Origin of the sequence: Inquilinus ginsengisoli, from assembly GCF_050434925.1 — a bacterium.
GTDB lineage: Bacteria > Pseudomonadota > Alphaproteobacteria > DSM-16000 > Inquilinaceae > Inquilinus > Inquilinus ginsengisoli_B.
This window is the reverse complement of the sequence record NZ_JBNDJK010000001.1, coordinates 664,994-684,208: the sequence shown is the minus strand read 5'-3', so window position 1 is coordinate 684,208 and position 19,215 is coordinate 664,994. Positions and strand designations below refer to the sequence as shown.

Sequence of the window (19,215 nt, the reverse complement as noted above, 5' to 3'; positions counted from 1 at the left end):
CCCACACTCGAAGAAAGGAGCCAGCAATGGCCGCCTCCTACCGACCGGATTACGACATCGTCTCGCCGCGCGGCGCGCGCGGCAGCCTGGGCACGGTCGGCCATGTCGTCTACGCGATCTACGCCGTCTCGCTGTTCACCGCCCTGCCGATGCTGATCGGCGTGGTCATCGCCTATCTGGCGCGCGGCGAGGCCCGCGGCACCGTCGGCTGGGACCACCTCACCTGGGCGATCCGCACCTTCTGGGCGTTCCTGCTGCTCGGCCTCCTGTTCGGCGCCCTGACCTGGGTGCTGATCGGCTGGCCGCTCCTGGGCCTGCTGTGGCTGTGGACCGCCTACCGCATCTTCCGCGGCTGGATGGCCGTCGCCGGCGGCACGCCGCTGTACCGCTGAAACCCGGCCGCGCCTGAAGGCCGGCCGATCGAGGAGGGATCGTGATGGGTTCGTTGCAGACCTTGGCCTTCCTGGCGGGACTGGGCACCGCCGATCCCTCCGTGGCGGATCTGGCTGCGCCGGTCGACCTGTCGGGGGTCGACACGGTGGTGGTGACCGGCGGCGGCCTGTCCGTCGCCGCCACCACGGACCCCAGCCGGCCGCTGCTGGCGACGCTGGATGAGGCCGAGGAGTGCGCGGCGGCCTTGCGGGTCGAGGGCGGGGTCCTGACCGTCGATGTGCGCAAGCAATCCTCGGTCTGGCCACGCGACTGCCGACCGGAACTGTCGCTCAACCTTCGGCCCGGCGCCGATCTCTCCCTGCGGCCGGCCGCGGTCTCGGCCACGCTGAACGGCCGCTTCGGCGCCGTCACGGTCGAGGCCAAGGCGGCCGAGCTGTCGCTGGCCGGCCAGGCCCGCACGCTCGACCTCTCGGCCAAGGCGCTGCAGGCGACCCTGCGCGCCGACGACCCCGGCCAGGCCATCCGCATCCAGGCCGACGCCGCCGACCTCGACCTCGGCTTCCGCCGCGGCACCCCGGTCAGCTGGGGCATCGACGCCCGGGTGTCCATGGTCGACAGCACCATCCCCGCCGCCGCCGGCCACCCGCCGCTGGTGTCGATCAAGGGCGAGTTCGTCCGCGCCCGCATCGGCTACGCCGACTGACTTCGGCGCCCGCCGCCGACCTTCCGAAAATTCGTGCTTGCGACGCCGTGCCCGACGGGCGCGAAGGGGGAGCCATGAGAATTCTGGCCACGATGCTGGCGGCGGTGCTCCTGCTCGCTGCGGGACAAGCGAGGGCGGTCGGGTTCCAGAGCGCGACGGCGCCGGACCCGGCGGACCGGCCGCTCGCCATCGGCATCTGGTACCCCAGCGACGCGGCGGTGCCGGATCAGCCGAACACCCCGGTCCGCCAGGCGCTGGCGCTGGACGGCGCGGTCTCGGGCGACCGACTGCCGCTGGTCGTCATCTCCCATGGCAGCGGCGGCTGGCTCGGCAGCCATGCCGGCCTGGCCAAGGCCCTGGCCGAGGCCGGCTTCGTGGTGGTCGCTGTCACCCACACCGGCAACAACTACCGGGACGACAGCTATCCGGCGGCGCGCAAGCTCGTCGACCGGCCGCGCCACATCAGCCGGGTGCTCGACTACATGCTGGCCGACTGGCCGGGGCACGATCGGCTCGACTCTTCGCGGATCGGCGTCTTCGGCTTCTCGTTCGGCGGCTTCACCGCCCTCGTGGCGATCGGCGGCACGCCCGACCTGGAGCTGCTGGTCGGGCATTGCCGGGCACATCCTGAGGAGCGGTCCTGCCTCGACGGAAAGGAGAGCAATTCGGACGCCGCCTGGGCGCCCGCGCGTCCGGCCCCGGTCTGGGTTCATGACCCACGCATCCGGGCCGCGGTGATCGCGGCGCCGGGCCTGGGTTTTGCGTTCGACAAGGCGGGGCTGGCCTCCGTGACCGTGCCGATCCAGTTGTGGAACGGGATCGAGGACGACAGGGTGCCTGTGGCCACCAACGCGGAGGTGGTCCGCCAAGCCCTGCCGACCCCGCCCGACTTCCACCTGGTCGACGGGGCCGGCCATTTCGCCTTCCTGCAGCCGTGCCCGCCGAAGCTCAAGGAGCTTGAACCCGAGACCTGGGCGATGGTTTGCGTCGATGCCCCCGGCTTCGATCGGCCCGCCTTCCACCGGCAGCTCAACGGAGACATCGCGGCATTCTTTCGCGCGCAGCTCGGCAGCGACTGAAGGTGGTTTCGGGCGGGGTCGCATCGGCTGCGTCGGCCGATACGGGCTCCGTTCTCACCGATCCCGAACCGTCATCGCGAGCCCCGAAGGGGCGTGGGGCGATCCAGGGGCCGGTGCGAGCCGCCCCTGGATTGCTTCGCTGCGCTCGCAATGACGATGACGGGCGCCGGGATGTCGGTGCCTTGCCGGCCCAAGCCAAAAATCGCCTCCCTTCCCTTGCAAGTGCCGATCATCGTCCCTAAAACAGAAAGCAGACGCATCGATCCGCCGGCGAGATCCGGCGGCTCTTGCATCTGTTGTCGTGTCCGGCTTCGTTCCGGATCGGCAATCTTTACGGAAAATTGACATGGAGATCTCGGGGCGCATGACACCGCAGGCCATCGACTCGACTGCCTTCGCCGACAGTATTTCCGGCATGGCTCTGTTCTTCGACGTTGATGGCTGTCTGATCGACTTGGCGGAGCGGCCCGAGGATGTGGTGGTGCCGGCCGGCCTGATCGGCAATCTCGAGCGGCTCTCCGCCCGGGTCGGTGGCGCGCTGGCCCTGGTCTCCGGCCGCGCCATCGCAGATCTCGACCGGCTGTTCGCGCCATTGTCCCTGCCTGTCGCCGGCCAGCACGGGCTGGAATGGCGCGCGACGCCGACGGGACCGGTCGAGCGCGTCCCGGTCGACCGCGCGGTGCTCGACCGGCTGGCCACGGCGCTGGCGGAATTCGCCATCGGGAAGCCAGGCCTGCGGGTCGAGCCCAAGGGTGCCGCGGTGGCGATCCATTACCGCCAGGCGCCCGCCCTCGGCCCGGAGGTCATCGCCTTGGCCGACACGTTGCTGGCCGGAACCCTGGGCTGGCACGCGCTGTCCGGCAAGATGGTGGTCGAGCTCAAGCCCGACGGCGTCGATAAGGGCGCGGCGGTGGAGCGCTTCCTGGCGCAGGCTCCCTTCACCGGCCGCACGCCGCTGGCGGCGGGCGACGACGTCACCGACGAGGATGCCTTCGCCGCGGTGCTGCGGCATGACGGCATCGCGTTGCAGGTCGGCGACAGGGAACCGACCGTGGCGAACCGGCGTTTGCCTGATCCTGCGGCGATGCGCGCCTGGATCGCGCACGCCTCCCGCTGACGAAAAGGGAACGGCATGGGCCGCCTGATCGTGGTCTCGAACAGAATCGCCCCGGTCGAGGAGGGCAAGGCGCCGCAGGGCGGCCTCGCCGTCGCCGTGCTCGCGGCGCTGAAGGAGACCGGGGGCGTCTGGCTGGGCTGGAGCGGCAAGCTGGCGGAGGATGCATCGCCGCAGCCGAAGCTGAAGCGCGCCGGGCCGCTGACCTATGCCATGCTCGACCTGACGCCGAAGGAGTTCGACCTCTACTACAACGGCCACGCCAATTCGACGCTGTGGCCGGTGTTCCACTACCGCAGCCAGCTGGTGCACTACACCCGCGCGGCGGAGGACGGGTACAGGCGGGTCAACGCCCAGTTCGCCGACGCGCTGATGCCGCTGCTGCGCCCGGGCGACCGGATCTGGGTGCATGACTACCAGCTGATCCCGCTCGGCCGGGCGCTGCGCGACCGCGGGGTGACGGCGCCGATCGGCTTCTTCCTGCATACGCCGTTCCCGACGCCCGAGGTGCTGCGCACCCTGCCGACATACCAGGAGCTGCTGCGCGACCTCGCCGCCTATGACGTGGTCGGGCTGCACACCGCGCGCGACCGCGACGCCCTGCTCGCCGCCTGGCACCGCAGCTGGCGCGAGACCACCGACGGGCGGGTCGAGATCGACGGCCGCCGGATCGTGGTCGAGGCCTTCCCGATCTCGATCGAGACCGAGGAGATCGCGACCGACGCCCCCGCCGCCTGGAACATGCGCTCGGCGCACCGGCTGCGCGACAGCCTGGTCGGGCGCGACCTGATCATCGGCGTCGACCGGCTGGACTACTCCAAAGGCCTGCCGCGCCGCTTCGAGGCGTTCCGCACCCTGCTGGAGCGCTGGCCGGACCGGCGCGGCCGGGTCAGCTACATGCAGATCGCGCCGCCGACCCGCAGCGACGTCGCCGAGTACCAGGAGATCCGGCACCAGCTGGAAAGCCTGGCCGGGTCGGTCAACGGCGAGTTCGCCGACATCGACTGGGTGCCGCTGCGCTATCTGAACAAGAGCGTGCCGCGCAAGACGCTGCTGGGCTTCTACCGCTCGGCCAGCGTCGGGCTGGTGACGCCGATGCGCGACGGCATGAACCTGGTCGCCAAGGAGTATGTCGCGGCCCAGGACCCGGAGGATCCGGGCGTGCTGGTACTGTCGGAATTCGCCGGCGCGGCGGAGGAGCTGGATGCGGCGCTGATCGTCAATCCGTTCGATGTCGAAGGCGTGGCCGAGGCGCTGGAGCGGGCCCTGATCATGCCGGTGGAGGAGCGGCGCGAGCGCCACGCTTCGATGATGCGGGTGCTGCGCGCCAACGACATCGGCCATTGGCGCCGCCGGTTCATGGCGGCGCTGGAAGGGGCGGCGGCCTAGAGGTAGCGCTTCCGGATCGAGGTCTTCAGCGTGTCCAGCAGCACCGCAACCAGCACCAGGACGCCCTGGATCACCTGGGTGTAGTGCGGCGGCATGCCCATGACGTTGATCGCGGTCTGGATCGCGGCCAGCAGCAGCACGCCGGCGAACACGCCGGACAGGCCGCCGACGCCGCCCTTCAGGCTGACGCCGCCGATCACGACCGCGGCGAAGGTCTGGAACAGCATGCCGAAGCCGAGATTGGCGGTGGCACCGGCGGTGCGGGCGGCCAGCAGCCAGCCGGCGAAGGCGGCGAGGCCGCCGGCCAGGACGAAGGCGATCATCACCAGCCGGTCGACCTTGATCCCGGCGCGGAACGGCGCCTGCGGATTGCCGCCGATCATCGTCAGGTGCCGGCCGAACGGCGTCTTCCGCAGGATGAAGCCGAAGACGACGAACACCGCGATCAGGATCAGGCCCGGCACCGGGATGCCGAAGAGATTGCTGGTCGAGACCGCGCGGATCTCGGCGGGCAGGCCGAACACCGACCGGCCGCCGGAGGACGCCACCACCGCGCCGCGCAGGGCGATGAAGCCGGCCAGGGTGACGATGAAGGCGTTGATCTTGAACCGCACCACCAGCACGGCGTTGACCAGCCCGACCACGCAGCCGACCAGGATCGCGCCGACCAGCGTGACCGGCACCACCAGCCAGGGCGGGTCCAGCGTCCAGCCCAGCCCGGCGCCGGCAGTGCCGAACAGCAGGGCCGTGATCATCGCCGCCAGCGCCATGGTCGATTCGATCGACAGGTCCATCTGCCCGGCGATGATCACCAGCGACAGCCCGACCGCGAGGACGCCGACGAAGGTCGACTGCTCCAGGATGTTGGTGAAGATCCCGGTCTGGAAGAAGCCCGGGATGGCGAGCGAGAAGATCGCCAGCACCACCAGCAGGATCAGCCAGACCAGGTTGTCGAGCACCGGCTCGATCCAGGCGCGGCCGCGCCGGCCGGCGGTCGGGGAAGCGGGCTGGGCCACGGTGCGGTCCATCATCGGTCCTCAGGCAGGGTAGCGGACGGGGCCGTGGCCGGCCCCGTCCTATGCGTCACTTCACCGGCTGCACCGGCGTGGCCGGCGGCTTCAGGTTGCCCCAGAAGCTCGGCTCGTCGACATTGGCCTTGGTGATCGCGGCCCCCGGGATCTTCAGGTTCGGCCCCCAGGATTCGATCGTCAGCTCGGATTTCAGCCCCAACACGTCATAGGTGCCGGGCTTCAGCTCCTCCTTGGCCACGATCTTGTCGATGAACATCGCCAGCCCGTAGGCCTGGGCGTAGAGCGGCTGCTCCACCTCGACCTGCTCCCAGCCCTTGCGGATCAGGTCCAGGCCGACCGGCGCGCCGTTCGAGCTGACCAGCATGACGTCGCCCGGCTTCTTGCCCTTGGCCTCCAGGATGGCGGCCACCGGCACCGCCAGATGCGCGGCGTGGACGAAGATCAGGTCGATGTCCGGGTTGGTCAGCAGCTGGTCCGACGCGATGTTGCCGGCGTTGGTCGCCTCCCATTGCAGGGCGGCCTGGGTGATGATCTTGACGTCCGGGAAGGCCTTCATCTTGTCCTCGAAGCCCTTCTGGATGTCGAGGGTGTAGCTGTCGCCCGGGTCGCCCAGGATCTGCAGCACCTTGCCCTTCACCGACCCGTGGCGTGCCTTCAGCAGGCCCTGGACCTGGTCGGCGGCGATCTCGCCGATCTCTACCGTGCCGGCGACCGAGGTCAGGTCGAAGGCGGTGCTCTTGATCTGCCGGTCGAACACCAGCACCGGGATGCCGGCGGCGCGCGCCCGCTCCACCCCCGGCACCACCGAATCGAAATCGACCGCGGCCAGCACGATCGCCTTCGGCTTCAGCTTGATCACGTCGTCGATCTGGTTCAACTGCAGGTCGGTGCGGTTCTGGGCGTCCAGCGACACTGTCTCGTAGCCGACCTGCTTCATCGTGCTGGTGATCACCGCCACCGACTCGGTCTGGAACTCGTCCAGCAGCGTCGGCACCAGGTAGTAGATCTTGCCCTTATCCTGGGCGAAGGCGCCGCCTACCGCCAATGTCGCGAGGGCGATCGCGGCCGCCCCCAGGGTCCGTCTCGCAATCCGCATGATCTTGCCTCCTCTCCTGTTGAGCTTCTCAGGCGACGCGTTGGCTCACGTCGCCGGTGATCATCCGCACCACCTCTTCGGGGCTGCTCGCGGCTGTCGCCACGTCGCCGGTGATCCGGCCGTGGCGCAGCACCACGATCCGGTCTGCCACCTGGAAGGCATGCGTCATGTTGTGGGTGATCAGGATCACGGCGACGCCCTGGGCGCGTACCCGCGCGATCATCTCCAGCCCACGCCGCGTCTGCTCGACGCCGAGCGCCGCGAAGGGCTCGTCCAGCATCACCATCTTGCCGCCCCAATGGACGAAGCGGCTCAGCTCGATCGCCTGGCGCTGGCCGCCGGACAGGTGCTCGACATTGGTGCGGACCGACGGGATGCGGGTGCCGGCGGCGCTCAGGGCCTGCTCGGTGATCGCCTGCATCTCGCGCTCGCGCAGCACCGGCACGCCCAGGATCTTCCGGGTCAGCTCGCGGCCCATGAAGAAATTGGCGACGACGTCGACATTCATGCACAGCGACAGGTCCTGATAGACCGTCTCGATGCCGCGCGCCTTGGAGTCGGCCGGGCTGGTGAAGCGGCATTCCTCGCCGTCGAACACCACCCGGCCCGCGGTCGGCTGCAGCCCGCCGGAGATGATCTTGACCAGGGTCGACTTGCCGGCACCGTTGTCGCCCAGCAGGGCCAGCACCTCGCCGGCGTGGACGCTGAAGCTGGCATCGGTCAGGGCGGTGATCGCGCCGAAGCGCATCTGGATGTGCTCCAGCCGCAGCAGCTCGCGGCCTGAAGTCGCGGTTTGGGCGGTGTCGGTCATGCCCTTGTCTCCGTGGCGATGGCGGACTTGCCGTGCGTGGGCGGCGGGGCCGGCTCGGCCTCGGCGAAGAGCAGGCCGGAGCGCGGCGACAGCAGGCCCGAGATGGCCAGCACCGCCGCCCCGACCAGCGCGTTGTCGGCGCCGATCGCGGACAAGGCGAGGCGCGGATGGCTGCGGTCCGTGCGTCGGCTGACCGAGGGCAGCAGCGGCTCCAGCCGTGCGACGAGCCGGTGCAGGATCGGCTCCGGCATCTCCCCGCCCAGCACGACGCAGGCGGGGTCCAGCAGGTTCTCGATGGCGCAGACGGCGCGCCGCAGCGGCGGCACCGCCGCCCCGATCCAGGCGTCGACGGCGGGGTGGTCCGCGGCCGCCGGATCGGCCGGGTCCAGCGCCACCCCGGCCTCGGCCAGCGCAGTGCGCAGGGCATGCACCGAGACATAGGTCTCGAGGCAGCCCTCGTTGCCGCAGCTGCAGGCGCGGCCGCCCGGCACGATCGGCATATGGCCGAACTCGCCGGCATTGCCCCAGGCACCCTGATGCACCTGGCCGTCGACGACGAGGCCGCCGCCCAGGCCGAAGCCGAAATGGATGTAGAAGACGTCGCGCAGGCTGCGGCCCAGCCCGAACATCGCCTCGCTCAGCGCCGCGGCCGGGGCGTCGCCGCCGACGAAGGCAGGCAGGCCGGTCAGTGCCTGCAGCCGATCCTCCACCGCCACGCCGGCCCAACCGGCCAGGGTGGTGGGGCCGACGAAGCTCATCGCCTCGACGTCGAACGGCCCGGGCATGGCCAGGCCGACGCCCAGCACCCGGCCCGGCGCCGCTTTACGCAGCCGCGCCACCATCGCCGCCATCGCCGGCAGCGCCGTGTCGGGGGTGGCGGCGGACAAGGCCGTCTGGGTCTGGTCGCGCACGGCGCCGGTCAGGTCCAGCAGCAGGCCGCGCAGGCGGTCATGCATCAGCTGCAGCCCGACGGCGAAGCCGCCATCCGGGTCGATCGCCAGCTCGATCGCCGGCTGGCCCGGCCGCTTCGGCGTCTCGCGCCGGGCGGTCAGCAGGCCCATCTCCTCGAACTCGCGGATGATGTTGCCGATGGTCTGGGGGCTCAGCGCCACCAGCCGCGCAATCTCGGCGCGCGAGATCGGCCCGTGCAGGCGCACCGCCTCCAGCACGATGCGCCGGTTGTACGGCCGTCCGAGATCCTGGTTCGTGCCTTTGAGCCGCGTTGCCATGCAGCCTCCCGACCGGAAGCGTGATCCCGGCCGGGGAATTCGTCAAATGGTTTTATGAATTATACCATGGCCGCCGATGCCGGGCGTGCGAACCAGAGTCGGCAGCTATCCGGCGTCTTCGCGGCATTCGTCTTGTTCCTGCCAGAAGGGCTTGGCGATTTCTGCCTCGACCTGCTGCCGCGTCAGACCGATGTCGTCGATCAAATGGGGATTTGCCTTCGACATCTGCCGAAAGGCCCGGCGAACGCGGATCCGCTCGCGCCAGGTCGCGATCAGGCTCCGCAGGGCCGCCAGGCCGCGATGCCGACGCGACATTTCCGCCGGTCCCTCGAGCGTTCCCGGCCACGCTGCCTGATGCGGGGCCGACCAAAGCGTGGGAGTATCGTTCATGACATCCTCTATGGGTTGAAGGTCCGGGGCCCTCGACCTGAAAGAGGATGAAGTCTGCAGAATGCGAACGGCGCCGTACTTAAGCTCGCCCAAATAGTTCCTAAAACTTCCAAATGGGCTATGGATGCGCCTATGCAGGGATCGCGCTTTGCCTTCGGTCCGTTCGTGCTGGATTCAGGCGCGGGAACGCTCCTTCGGAACGATGCTCCCGTTGCCGTTGGCACCCGCGGGCTGATGCTGCTTGCGGCGCTGGTCGGACGGTCCGGCGAAATCCTGGGCAAGGCCGAGTTGATGGATGCGGCGTGGCCGGGCACGGCTGTCGAGGAAGGCAACCTCACCGTCCAGATCGCGCAGCTGCGGAAGCTGCTGGGTCCGGCCTCCGGCGGCGGTGAATGGATCGCCACGGTTCCGCGTGTCGGCTACCGCTTCACGGGGGCCGTCGAACAGCTCGGGGATGCGAGGCGAAAACCCCTGCCGCTGCCGGGCAAACCGTCGATCGCCGTGCTGCCCTTCGTCAATGTCGGCAACGATCCCGAGCAGGACTCCTTCGCCGACGGGTTGACCGAGGACCTGATCACCGACCTGTCCAGGATCCCGGGCCTGTTCGTCATCGCCCGCAACTCGGCCTTTGCTTATAAGGGAAAGGCGATGGACGTGCGCGGCATCGCACAGGATCTTGGCGTGCGCTACCTGCTGGAGGGCAGCGCAAGGCGCGCCGCGGGGCGCGTGCGCATCAACGCACAGCTGGTCGACGCGGTGAGTGGCGATCATCTGTGGGCGGAACGCTTCGACCGCAGCCTGGACGATATCTTTGCCGTCCAGGACGAGGTCACCGGCAAGATCGTGGAGGCGTTGCTCGGCCGGCTGGGTGCAACGCCGCCGCGCAACCGGCCGAGAAGCCTCGAGGCCTACGATCTCTGCGTGCGGGCGCGCAAGCTGATGGATGATTCGCCGCAATCGGCGCGGGAAGCGCATCTGATGCTGACGCGCGCGGTCTCGCTCGATCCGGAATACGCCGAGCCCTATCGCTGGCTCGCCATGAACCACTGGATGGGATGGGTGCATTCCGGCGGACCAACCGAAGCGTCCCGCAGCGTTGCCTTGGACCTGGCGCGCAAGGCCGTGGCGATCGACCCCAACGATGCCGGCTGCCGCTGGGTCCTGGCTTACCTGCTGGCCTATGCGCGCTGCTTCGCCGAGGCGGATGCGGAATTCGCCAAGGCGATCGAGCTCGACCCGAACGAGGCCGATGCCTGGGCGGCATTATCCGACATCGCGGTCCTGGCCGGGCGGGTCGAGGAGGGGCTCGAGCACATCCGCAAGGCGTTCCGGCTGAACCCGTTTCCGGCCAGCTGGTACTATCTGACGCTCGGCCAGGCGCAATATGCCGCCGGCGACTACGAAGCCGCGGTCGAGACCCTGCGCCGGGACGAGACGTATCGCACCAGTTCACGCCGCTTCCTGGCGGCAAGCCTTGCCCAGCTGGGCCGGCTCGACGAGGCGCGGGCGGAGGTCGAGCTGTTTCTCGTCGGCAACCCGCAGTTCACGACCCGCCACTGGGCCGCGACGGAGCCGTTCCGCGACGCCGGGACGCTCGAGCATTTCGTCGATGGCTACCGCAAGGCCGGTCTGCCGGAGTGACGCGCCTTCGTACCGTTTGTGCGGCCTACTCCTCGAAGCGGCCCGTGTGGTCACGATCGCGATCGTATCGTCTGGTGAGCGGAAACGGCGGCAACCAGGATTCGCGACGGACGATCCAGCTTTCGTAGGTCGGCATCAGCTGGTCGGGGGCATCCAGGGATCCCAGGTTCACTTCGATTTCGTCCGCGCTGCGCCCGAAAACGGACGAGCCGCAGCGGGGGCAGAAAAACCGCCCGGCATAGTCGCGTGTCTCGCCATCGATCGTCACCGCATCCTGAGGGAAGATCGCGGACGCGTGAAACAGGGCCCCGTGATGCTTGCGGCAGTCGAGACAGTGGCAAAGGCCGACCCGATATGGGCGTCCCGACGCCACGATTCGGACGTTGCCGCACAGGCAGCCGCCGGTGAATCGGTCCATGCCGCGTCTCCTCCAAAATCAAGCGGTCGGAATGGCTAAAGCGAACAGGGACGGGCTTTCCTGCCGCCCTCGCCATTCACCCTGCCGCCTTCGCCTCGCGGCGGCGGCGATGCAGGATCGGCTCGGTGTAGCCGTTGGGCTGGTCCAGGCCCAGCAGCACCAGGTCCAGCGCCGCCTGGAAGGCGATGCTGCGGTCGAAATCCGGCGCCATCGGCCGGTACAGCGGGTCGCCGGCATTCTGGCCGTCGACAACCGCCGCCATGCGCCGCATCGTCTCCCGCACCTGCGCCTCCGTGACCAGCCCGTGCTTCAGCCAGTTGGCGATGTGCTGGGACGAGATGCGCAGGGTGGCGCGGTCCTCCATCAGCCCGACATCGTTGATGTCCGGCACCTTGGAGCAGCCGATGCCCTGGTCGATCCAGCGCACGACATAGCCGAGGATGCCCTGGGCGTTGTTGTCCAGCTCGCGCTGCACCTGCTCCGCCGCCAGGTTGCGGCCGCCCAGCAGCGGCGGGGTCAGGATCGACTCCAGCTTCGCCTCCGGACGGGATTTCAGCTCCTCCTGCCGCGCCGCCACGTCGACCGCGTGGTAATGCGACGCGTGCAGCACTGCGGCGGTCGGCGACGGCACCCAGGCGGTGCTGGCCCCGGCGCGGGGATGGCCGATCTTGGCCTGAAGCATCTCGGCCATGGCGTCGGGCTTGGCCCACATGCCCTTGCCGATCTGCGCCCGGCCCTTCAACCCGGCGGCCAGGCCCTGGTCAACATTGTTGTCCTCATAGGCGGACAGCCAGACGGCGTCCTTGATGTCGCCCTTCGGCAGCACCGGCCCGGCCAGCATGCTGGTGTGGATCTCGTCGCCGGTGCGGTCCAGGAAGCCGGTGTTGATGAAGACCAGGCGGTGCCGCACCGCGCGCATGCACTCCTTGAGGTTGACGGTGGTCCGCCGCTCCTCGTCCATCACGCCGACCTTCAGCGTGTAACGCGGCAGGCCCAGCGCATCCTCGACCCGGCCGAACAGCGTATCGGTCAGCGCCGCCTCGTCCGGCCCGTGCATCTTCGGCTTGACGATGTAGACGCTGCCGGTCCGGCTGTTGCGCGGCCCGTCGGCCTTCTGCAGGTCGTGGATGGCGCAGAACGCGGTGACCAGGGCGTCGAGGAAGCCTTCCGGCACCTCGTTGCCGTCCGGGTCCAGCACCGCGTCGGTGGTCATCAGATGGCCGACATTGCGGACCAGCATGAGACTCCGGCCGGGCAGGGTCAGCGTGCCGCCGCCGACGGTGGTGTAGGACCGGTCGTCGGCCAGCCGGCGGGTCAGGGTCTTGCCGGCCTTGACGAAGGTCTCGGCCAGGTCGCCTTTCATCAGCCCCAGCCAGTTGCGGTAGACCGCGACCTTGTCCTCGGCGTCCACCGCTGCGACCGAATCCTCGCAGTCCTGGATGGTGGTGATCGCCGCCTCCAGCACCACGTCCTTCACCCCCGACGGGTTGTCGGCGCCGATCGGGTGCGACCGGTCGATCTGCAGCTCGACATGCAGGTTGTGGTTGCGGAACAGCAGTCGGCGCGTCCCGTCCTCGCCGGCGTAGCCGACGAACTGCTCCGGATGGGCGAGGGCGGTGGTCGAGCCGTCGGCGAGCACGATCTCCAGCGTCGGACCTGCCAGGCGATATTCCGCGACCTGTCCATGGCTGCCGGCGGCGAGCGGGATCGCGGTGTCCAGGAGCCGCGCGGCCTCGGCGATCACCGCCTGGCCGCGCCGGCGGTTGAAGCCGGCGCCGGGCGCCAGGTCGCCGGTCTGCGGGATGGCGTCGGTGCCGTAGAGCGCGTCGTACAGGCTGCCCCAGCGGGCGTTGGCCGCGTTCAGGGCGAAGCGGCCGTTCATCACCGGCACCACCAGCTGCGGCCCGGCGATGGTCGCGATCTCCGGGTCGACATTCGCGGTGTCGATGGTGAAGTCCGGCCCCTCCTCGCGCAGATAGCCGATGCCGGCCAGGAAGGCGCGGTATTCGGCCGGGTCGAAGCTCCGGCCCCGCCGGTCCTGATGCCAGGCATCGATCTGCTGCTGCAGCCGGTCGCGCTCCGCCAGCAGCGCCCGGTTGACCGGAGCCAGATCGGCCACGATCGCGGCGAAATGGCGCCAGACGGCGTCAGGGTCGACGCCGGTGCCGGGGGCGATCTCCCGCTCGACCAGATCCGCCAGGGACGAGGCCACCTTCAAGGTGTGCCGGGGAACGTAGGAGGTCATGTGCAGCGCCGTGGTTGGAGGGCCATGCTGATCCGGCTAGTGCAACGGCGGCGGCCGGTCCAGCGTGCCGCGCGAAGTTTCCCGCGATGCGGAAACCGCCGCGCAGGTGCTATGTAGCAGTCTACAGCCATCGGTGCGGCAACGTCCCGCCTCAGGTCGGATGGAAGCATGAGAGAGAGGCGAGCGGCGCCGGCCAAGGCGGAAGGCGCCCCCGGGTCGGGTCCAAGGTCGGGCAGCGTGCAGTCGGTGGAGCGGGCGCTGTCGCTGCTCGAGGCCCTGGGCGAGGACGAGGAAGGCACGCGACTGACCGACCTGGCGCTTCGCACCGGCCTGTCGCCCTCAACCGTGCACCGCCTGCTGACCACGCTGGAGCAGCGGCGCTTCGTGCAGTTCGACCCGTCGGATGGGATGTGGCACATGGGCCGGCAGGCCTTCGCCGTCGGTGCGGCCTTCGTCCGCCAGCGCAACTTCGTCGCCCCGGCCCTGCCGTTCCTGCGCCGGCTGCGCGACCAGACGCGGGAGACCGCCAATCTCGGCGTCGCCGACGATGGCGAGATGGTGTGCCTGACCCAGGTCGAAAGCCGCGAGATCATGCGCGCTATCACCCGGGTCGGCGGCCGGGCGCCGATGGTGTCCTCCGGCATGGGCAAGGCGATCCTGTCGACCTATTCCGAGGCCGATGTGGCGGCGCTGGTCGCCCGGCATGGCCTGCCGCGCCTGACGCCGCGGTCGCTGACGGGCACCGCCGCCCTGGCGGCGGAACTCGTCCGGGTGCGGACGCACGGATATGCGGTCGATGACGAGGAGTTCGTCACCGGGTTGCGCTGCGTCGCCGCCGTGGTGCACGACGCGCAGGGCGAGGCGCTGTGCGCGATCTCGGTCTCCGGTCTCGCCACCCGGCTGACCGCGGAGCGGGCGGCGGCGCTGGGGCCACTGCTGCGCGACACCGCGCGGGATCTGACGCGCGCCCTGGGCGGGCGGGCGCCAGACCCCGCTGACGGTTGATCGAAGGTCAGAGGGCCTTCAGGTTCTCGGCCGACGACTTGTTGCGGCGCGGGTCCATCTGCTCTTCATAAGAGACCCGCTGACCCTCGTTCAGGCCGCGCAGCCCGGCGCGCTCGACGGCGGAGATATGGACGAACACGTCCGGCCCGCCGCCTTCCGGCTGGATGAACCCGAAACCCTTGGTGCTGTTGAACCACTTCACGGTGCCGATCGGCATCGCTTGCCTCCCACGATAGATGGCGCCGCGCCACAGCGCGCGACGCGTCAGTCGGTCCCCGCGAAGGCAACGATCCATGACCGCGGATGCGGTCGGCCGGCCATCCGAACCGGAGTGACGGCCCATGATGGAGCGGGTTTCGCCGTCATGGCAAGAAGATGATGCGATGGTCTCGGCATCCGGTCCCGGTGCTCGGGGCCGCCGCTCGCGCTCCGATGGTCCGGCCGCAGGGGCCGGATCATGCAGGGACCTTCATCATCGATGCGCCATGAATTGCCTGAAGCGGACGAGTTCTGCGCAGGTACGGAGCGGCTCGGATGAGAATTTATGGATGGTCGGCCAAGTCTGTCCGATGTCCGGCGCTGCCGGGCCGAGGGACCGCCGGATCTCCTCGCAGACCGTCGATCGACGCCTTGAACCCGCCGAGGAAGCGTTCGACGATGTATCCGTGGGCAGGGGCGGCCGGGCCGGGATCGCAGGGGGTGGGAATGCAGGGGCAGATCGGGCTCTGGCTGGACTGGGTCGGCGTGGCCGTCTTCGCGCTGACCGGTGCGCTGGTCGCGGCGCGCCGCCAGGCCGATCCGGTCGGCTTCATCATCCTGGCCACCGCCACCGGAATCGGCGGCGGCACCCTGCGCGACCTGCTGCTCGGCATCGGGCCGGTGTTCTGGATCGCCGATCCAGTCGACCTGGTGATCTGCGTCGTCGTGGCCCTGACTGCGTTCTTCGGCCATCCGACCTTTCCGGTCCGGGCCGGCGACGGCAGGCGGCGGCGGGTGATCGTCTGGGCCGATGCGGTCGGCATGGCGCTGTTCGCGGTCACCGGGGCCGAACGGGCGATGGATGCCGGGGCGCCGGCGGTCTCGGCGATCGTGCTCGGCGCCATGACCGCGACCTTCGGCGGCATCATCCGCGACGTCATCATCGGCCAGGTCACGCTGATCGTCAGCGGCGAGATCTACGTCACCGCCGCGGTGCTGGGCGCCACGGTCTATGTGGTTGTGCGGGCGATCTCCGGCGACGCGCTGCTGGCGGCCTGTGTCGGCGCGGCGGCCGCCTTCGGCCTGCGGGCGCTGGCGCTCGGCCTCGGCTGGTCGCTGCCGCGCTTTCCGTCGGACACCGGCTGAGCGCCCGGAACCGGCGCTCAGCCGCGGCCGTTCCCCAGGCATGGAATCCTTGGAGTCGGTGGCAGCGGAGGCACGCGGCTGCACTCGCTGCCCGCTGTACAAGGCGGCGACGCAGACAGTGTTCGGCGAAGGCCCGGCGGAGGCGCTGGTGGTCTTCGTCGGCGAGCAGCCGGGAGACCAGGAGGACCAACAGGGCCGGCCCTTCGTCGGCCCGGCCGGGCGGATGTTCGACAAGGCCCTGGACGAGGCCGGCATCCCGCGCGACCGCGCCTACATCACCAATGCGGTCAAGCACTTCAAATTCGCGCCGCGCGGCAAGCGCCGCCTGCACAAGCGCCCGAACGCCTTCGAGATCGACCGCTGCAAATGGTGGCTCGACCGCGAGCTGGCCCTGATCCGGCCGCGCCTGACCGTGGCCCTCGGCGCCACCGCGGCGCGGGCCCTGACGGGGCGGCCCCTGGCGATCGGCAAGACCCGCGGCCGGCTGTTCGACCTGGCGCCGGAGCTGCCGGGCCTCGTCACGGTGCATCCGTCATCGCTGCTGCGGGTGCCGGACCCCGAGGCGCGACGGCTGGCCTATGCCGCCTTCCTGAAGGATTTGGTGGTGGTCGCCGATGCGCTCACACTTCCACGGTGAACCGGCGGCAGTCCCGTCCGCCCGGACTGAAGGAGGAGATCGACCATGGGCCATACCTACGCCATCACCGAGCTCGCCGGCTCGTCCGAGACGGGCCTCGAGGATGCGATCCAGGGCGCCGTCGCCACTGCGTCGAAGACCCTGCGCAACCTGGACTGGTTCGAGGTGAAGGAGATCCGAGGCCAACTCAAGGACGGCAAGGTGGCGCATTACCAGGTCGTGCTGCGCCTCGGCTTCCGCTACGACGAGAAATAGCGCTCGTTTTCGGAGGGGCTGTCAGACCAGCCCCTCCAGCAGCACGGCCGCCACCCGTCCGGCGCCCAGCCCGTCGCACAGTGCGGCGGAGGCTCGGGACAGGCGGCGCAGTTCGTCCGTGTCGTCGAGGAAGGCAGCGATCGCGGCCCGCAGTTCGGCGTCGTCCAGCGCCGCTGCATCGCCGGCGAGCGCGACGCATCCGGAGGCGGCCAGGGCCTGCGCCGTCGGCCGCTGGTTGTCGGCCAGGGTGACGGCCAGCGTCGGCAGGCCGAGGCAGCAGCGCTCCCACGAGCTGCTGCCCATCGCCCCGATCGCCGCGTCGGCCTCAAGCATCGCCCGCGCCATGTCCTCGAGCCCGACATGGCAGCGGAAGCGCGGATCGGCGCCGGCGATCGACCGCACCCGGTCGATGCTGGACGCGACCGGACCCAGCACCACCTCGGCGCGGGCGAAATCCGGGATGCGCGCCAGGGCGGCGCAGACCCGGCCGGTGATGCCGCCGACATCGGTCAGGCCGAGCGAGACCAGGATCGTCTGCGGCGGCCCTGCATCCCGGCGTCGCTCCAGCGCCGCCGGCCGCAGCGCGGGAAAAGCCGGGCGCAGCAGGGCGTGGTCAAGGCCGATCAGCCGCCGGCAGCCGGGCGGCAGCAGCCCGTCATAGCCGGCCGGCTCAGTGCCGAAATTCTGGTTCAGCAGCAGGTCGCAATGGTGCGGCGCCGCGGCCAGGTCGTCGATCACCAGCACGCGGCGCGCGGCGGCGGCAAAGGCTCGCTCCTCCGGCGCCGTCCAGCGGTAAAGGTCGCAGACCGCCGCGTCGGCCCCGCTTGGCCAGGCCGCGCGGATCGCCGCCACGGCCGCCTCGGGGCTTGGCTCGACCACGCGGCAGGCAATGCCCACCAGGGCCGGCAGCACGGACGCAGCCTCGCCGTTCACCAGGAACAGGCACTCCGCGCCGCGATCGGCCAGGGCCCGGGCCAGGGTCAGGCATCGCATCGCATGGCCGCCGCCAATCGCGCCCGAGGCCTCCAGCCGGAAGGCTACGCGGGGGCCCCTCTCAGACCGTCCAGCCATCGAGCGCGCCCGGCCGCTTGATCTCGATCTCGACGAAGGCGATCGGATGCGGCGAGCCGTTCATCACGTCGTGGCGGATGCCGGCGGGGCGCATATAGGCCTGGCCCTCGGCCAGCGGCACTGCGGTCTCGCTCTCGCCATTGTGGATGCGCAGCGTGCCGGCGCGCAGCATGATGACGAAATAGGGGAAGCCGTGCTGGTGCCAGCCGGTCGCGGCGCCGGGCTCGAAGTCCCAGCGCGTGATCCGGACGGTGTCGTCATCCTGCTGCACGGTCGGCGTCGCCCGCGGCGCGTCGTGGAAGGCCATGGTTTTCTCTGCTCCGACTCACTTGGTGCCCACAGTGCGGGCTGGGGTGGCCGCGGGCAAGCGGGAGGCGCATCGTTGTCAGCCCCGGGCGGAGGGGCTAGACAGGCGGAAACCAGGAGGGGCGGACGATGCGGGGATGGATGGGGGCGCTCGCCCTGGCGGTCATGACGGCAGCGGCCGGTCCTGCCGCGGCCCAGACGGTGTCGGTGCTGACGCCCTATCTCTCCGCCGTCGCCACCGGCGAGATGGTCGAGACCTTCAAGGCCGATGCCGAGAGGCACGGCTGGACCGTCTCGGTGGTCGACACCGCCGGTGATTTCGGCGCCCTGGCCAGCCGGGTCGAGGATGTGGTCAATGCCCGCACCGGCGCCATCGTGCTGGTCTCGATCAACCCGGCGCAGATCCAGGACCAGGTCGGCAAGGCCGCGGCCGCCGGCATCCCGGTCTTCGCCATCGACGGGGCGACCGGGCCGGGCGTGACGCTGAACGTGACCTCGGACAACCACGCCCTCGGCAAGACCATGACCGACCACCTGTTCGGCCGGCTGGGCGGCAAGGGCACGATCGTCCGCTTCTTCCATTCGGCCCATCCCGGCGTGCACCAGCGCGAGATCGCGCTGGACGAGGCGCTGCAGGCGGCGCCGGGCATCCGCCAGGTGGCCGACCACTATGTCCAGGTGCCGGGCCAGATCGACGACAGCCGCAACGCGATGGAGGCGATGCTGGCCGCCAACCCGGCGCCGGGCGCGATCGGCGCCGTCTGGGCGGCCTGGGACGAACCCGGCATCGGCGCCCTGCTGGCGCTGCAGGCGGCCGGGCGCAGCGACGTCGTCATCGCCGGCATCGACGGCAACCCGCAGGCGGTGGAGCTGATCCGGCAATGCACGCCCTTCATCGCCACGGTGCGGCAGAACTTCGCCGAGATGGCGACGATCACCGCCGGGCAGATGGCCAAGGTCTTCGCCGGCGGCAAGCCGGATGCGGCCGAGCTCTATGCCCCCGGCACGCTGATCACGCGCGAGACCCTGGGCGTGACCTGCCCGTGAGCCTCCGGAGT

General features: G+C 70.1%; 21 protein-coding genes. 11 read left to right on the top strand and 10 right to left on the bottom strand.

The annotated features are described in order from the left end of the window. The first annotated feature begins 26 nt into the window (after positions 1-26). The 5 genes from QFZ27_RS03370 (at position 27) to otsA (ending at position 4,678) form a co-directional block, all read left to right on the top strand. Positions 27-392: a DUF4870 family protein gene (locus QFZ27_RS03370; protein ID WP_429224671.1), complete on the top strand. Its 366-nt coding sequence runs from the start codon at positions 27-29 to the stop codon at positions 390-392. Between the two features lie 44 nt (positions 393-436). After that, positions 437-1,096, top strand: coding sequence for a hypothetical protein (locus QFZ27_RS03365; RefSeq protein WP_429224670.1), 660 nt, complete (start codon positions 437-439; stop codon positions 1,094-1,096). Positions 1,097-1,170: 74 nt separating this feature from the next. Next, complete coding sequence (locus QFZ27_RS03360) at positions 1,171-2,175, top strand: alpha/beta hydrolase family protein (protein WP_429224669.1); 1,005 nt, start codon at positions 1,171-1,173, stop codon at positions 2,173-2,175. Positions 2,176-2,539: 364 nt separating this feature from the next. After that, on the top strand, positions 2,540-3,292 hold the full coding sequence (otsB, locus tag QFZ27_RS03355) for a trehalose-phosphatase (protein ID WP_429224668.1): 753 nt from the start codon (positions 2,540-2,542) through the stop codon (positions 3,290-3,292). A 15-nt stretch (positions 3,293-3,307) separates the two neighbouring features. Continuing rightward, a complete protein-coding gene (gene otsA, locus QFZ27_RS03350; protein WP_429224667.1) occupies positions 3,308-4,678 on the top strand; it encodes an alpha,alpha-trehalose-phosphate synthase (UDP-forming) in 1,371 nt (456 codons plus the stop codon). Here otsA and QFZ27_RS03345 read toward each other — a convergent pair. The 5 genes from QFZ27_RS03345 to QFZ27_RS03325 all read right to left on the bottom strand — a co-directional run bounded on the left by QFZ27_RS03345 (position 4,675) and on the right by QFZ27_RS03325 (position 9,235). After that, positions 4,675-5,709 carry an ABC transporter permease gene (locus tag QFZ27_RS03345; protein WP_429224666.1) on the bottom strand — a complete coding sequence of 345 codons (1,035 nt, stop codon included), beginning with the start codon at positions 5,707-5,709 and terminating at the stop codon, positions 4,675-4,677. The two genes, otsA and QFZ27_RS03345, sit on opposite strands and share 4 nt — an antisense overlap. Positions 5,710-5,761: 52 nt before the next feature. Next, entirely contained in the window at positions 5,762-6,805 is a 1,044-nt protein-coding gene (locus tag QFZ27_RS03340) for a sugar ABC transporter substrate-binding protein (RefSeq protein WP_429224665.1), read from the bottom strand. Positions 6,806-6,833: 28 nt separating this feature from the next. Further along, positions 6,834-7,616, bottom strand: coding sequence for an ATP-binding cassette domain-containing protein (locus QFZ27_RS03335; protein WP_429224664.1), 783 nt, complete (start codon positions 7,614-7,616; stop codon positions 6,834-6,836). Then, positions 7,613-8,845, bottom strand: coding sequence for an ROK family transcriptional regulator (locus tag QFZ27_RS03330; RefSeq protein ID WP_429224663.1), 1,233 nt, complete (start codon positions 8,843-8,845; stop codon positions 7,613-7,615). Before QFZ27_RS03330 ends, QFZ27_RS03335 begins: the two co-directional genes overlap by 4 nt. Before the next feature lie 105 nt (positions 8,846-8,950). Next, positions 8,951-9,235 carry a DUF1127 domain-containing protein gene (locus tag QFZ27_RS03325; RefSeq protein ID WP_429224662.1) on the bottom strand — a complete coding sequence of 95 codons (285 nt, stop codon included), beginning with the start codon at positions 9,233-9,235 and terminating at the stop codon, positions 8,951-8,953. A 120-nt stretch (positions 9,236-9,355) separates the two neighbouring features. Between QFZ27_RS03325 and QFZ27_RS03320 the strand changes: the two genes are divergently transcribed. Continuing rightward, positions 9,356-10,876, top strand: coding sequence for a winged helix-turn-helix domain-containing tetratricopeptide repeat protein (locus tag QFZ27_RS03320; protein WP_429224661.1), 1,521 nt, complete (start codon positions 9,356-9,358; stop codon positions 10,874-10,876). 25 nt (positions 10,877-10,901) lie between these two features. Here the strand turns inward: QFZ27_RS03320 and QFZ27_RS03315 are convergent, their stop codons facing one another. Then, positions 10,902-11,294, bottom strand: coding sequence for a GFA family protein (locus tag QFZ27_RS03315; protein ID WP_429224660.1), 393 nt, complete (start codon positions 11,292-11,294; stop codon positions 10,902-10,904). Positions 11,295-11,370: 76 nt separating this feature from the next. Continuing rightward, positions 11,371-13,539 carry a malate synthase G gene (locus QFZ27_RS03310; protein WP_429224659.1) on the bottom strand — a complete coding sequence of 723 codons (2,169 nt, stop codon included), beginning with the start codon at positions 13,537-13,539 and terminating at the stop codon, positions 11,371-11,373. 168 nt (positions 13,540-13,707) lie between these two features. Here QFZ27_RS03310 and QFZ27_RS03305 point away from each other — a divergent pair, with 168 nt between their 5' ends. Beyond that, positions 13,708-14,544 (top strand): IclR family transcriptional regulator, encoded by an 837-nt coding sequence (locus QFZ27_RS03305; RefSeq protein ID WP_429224658.1) that lies wholly within the window; start codon positions 13,708-13,710, stop codon positions 14,542-14,544. A 7-nt stretch (positions 14,545-14,551) separates the two neighbouring features. On the opposite strand, the gene QFZ27_RS03300 is transcribed toward QFZ27_RS03305, so the two are convergent. Next, positions 14,552-14,761 carry a cold-shock protein gene (locus QFZ27_RS03300; RefSeq protein WP_429224657.1) on the bottom strand — a complete coding sequence of 70 codons (210 nt, stop codon included), beginning with the start codon at positions 14,759-14,761 and terminating at the stop codon, positions 14,552-14,554. Between the two features lie 488 nt (positions 14,762-15,249). On the opposite strand from QFZ27_RS03300, the gene QFZ27_RS03295 reads away from it, so the two are divergent. From QFZ27_RS03295 to QFZ27_RS03285, 3 genes are read left to right on the top strand one after another with little or no spacing between them, the layout of a single operon-like run. Beyond that, entirely contained in the window at positions 15,250-15,888 is a 639-nt protein-coding gene (locus QFZ27_RS03295; RefSeq protein WP_429224656.1) for a trimeric intracellular cation channel family protein, read from the top strand. Positions 15,889-15,928: 40 nt separating this feature from the next. Continuing rightward, positions 15,929-16,525: a UdgX family uracil-DNA binding protein gene (locus QFZ27_RS03290; RefSeq protein WP_429224655.1), complete on the top strand. Its 597-nt coding sequence runs from the start codon at positions 15,929-15,931 to the stop codon at positions 16,523-16,525. A 45-nt stretch (positions 16,526-16,570) separates the two neighbouring features. Continuing rightward, positions 16,571-16,780 (top strand): dodecin, encoded by a 210-nt coding sequence (locus tag QFZ27_RS03285; RefSeq protein WP_429224654.1) that lies wholly within the window; start codon positions 16,571-16,573, stop codon positions 16,778-16,780. Positions 16,781-16,801: 21 nt separating this feature from the next. Here QFZ27_RS03285 and pseG read toward each other — a convergent pair whose 3' ends face one another. Both pseG and QFZ27_RS03275 read right to left on the bottom strand, forming a co-directional pair. Then, a complete protein-coding gene (pseG, locus tag QFZ27_RS03280) occupies positions 16,802-17,851 on the bottom strand; it encodes a UDP-2,4-diacetamido-2,4,6-trideoxy-beta-L-altropyranose hydrolase (protein WP_429224653.1) in 1,050 nt (349 codons plus the stop codon). Then, positions 17,835-18,158: a cupin domain-containing protein gene (locus QFZ27_RS03275; RefSeq protein WP_429224652.1), complete on the bottom strand. Its 324-nt coding sequence runs from the start codon at positions 18,156-18,158 to the stop codon at positions 17,835-17,837. Before QFZ27_RS03275 ends, pseG begins: the two co-directional genes overlap by 17 nt. 128 nt (positions 18,159-18,286) lie before the next feature. Here QFZ27_RS03275 and QFZ27_RS03270 point away from each other — a divergent pair, with 128 nt between their 5' ends. Beyond that, the gene (locus QFZ27_RS03270) at positions 18,287-19,204 is read left to right on the top strand and encodes a substrate-binding domain-containing protein (RefSeq protein WP_429224651.1); all 918 of its coding nucleotides are present in this window, start codon (positions 18,287-18,289) and stop codon (positions 19,202-19,204) included. Positions 19,205-19,215 lie beyond the last annotated feature (11 nt).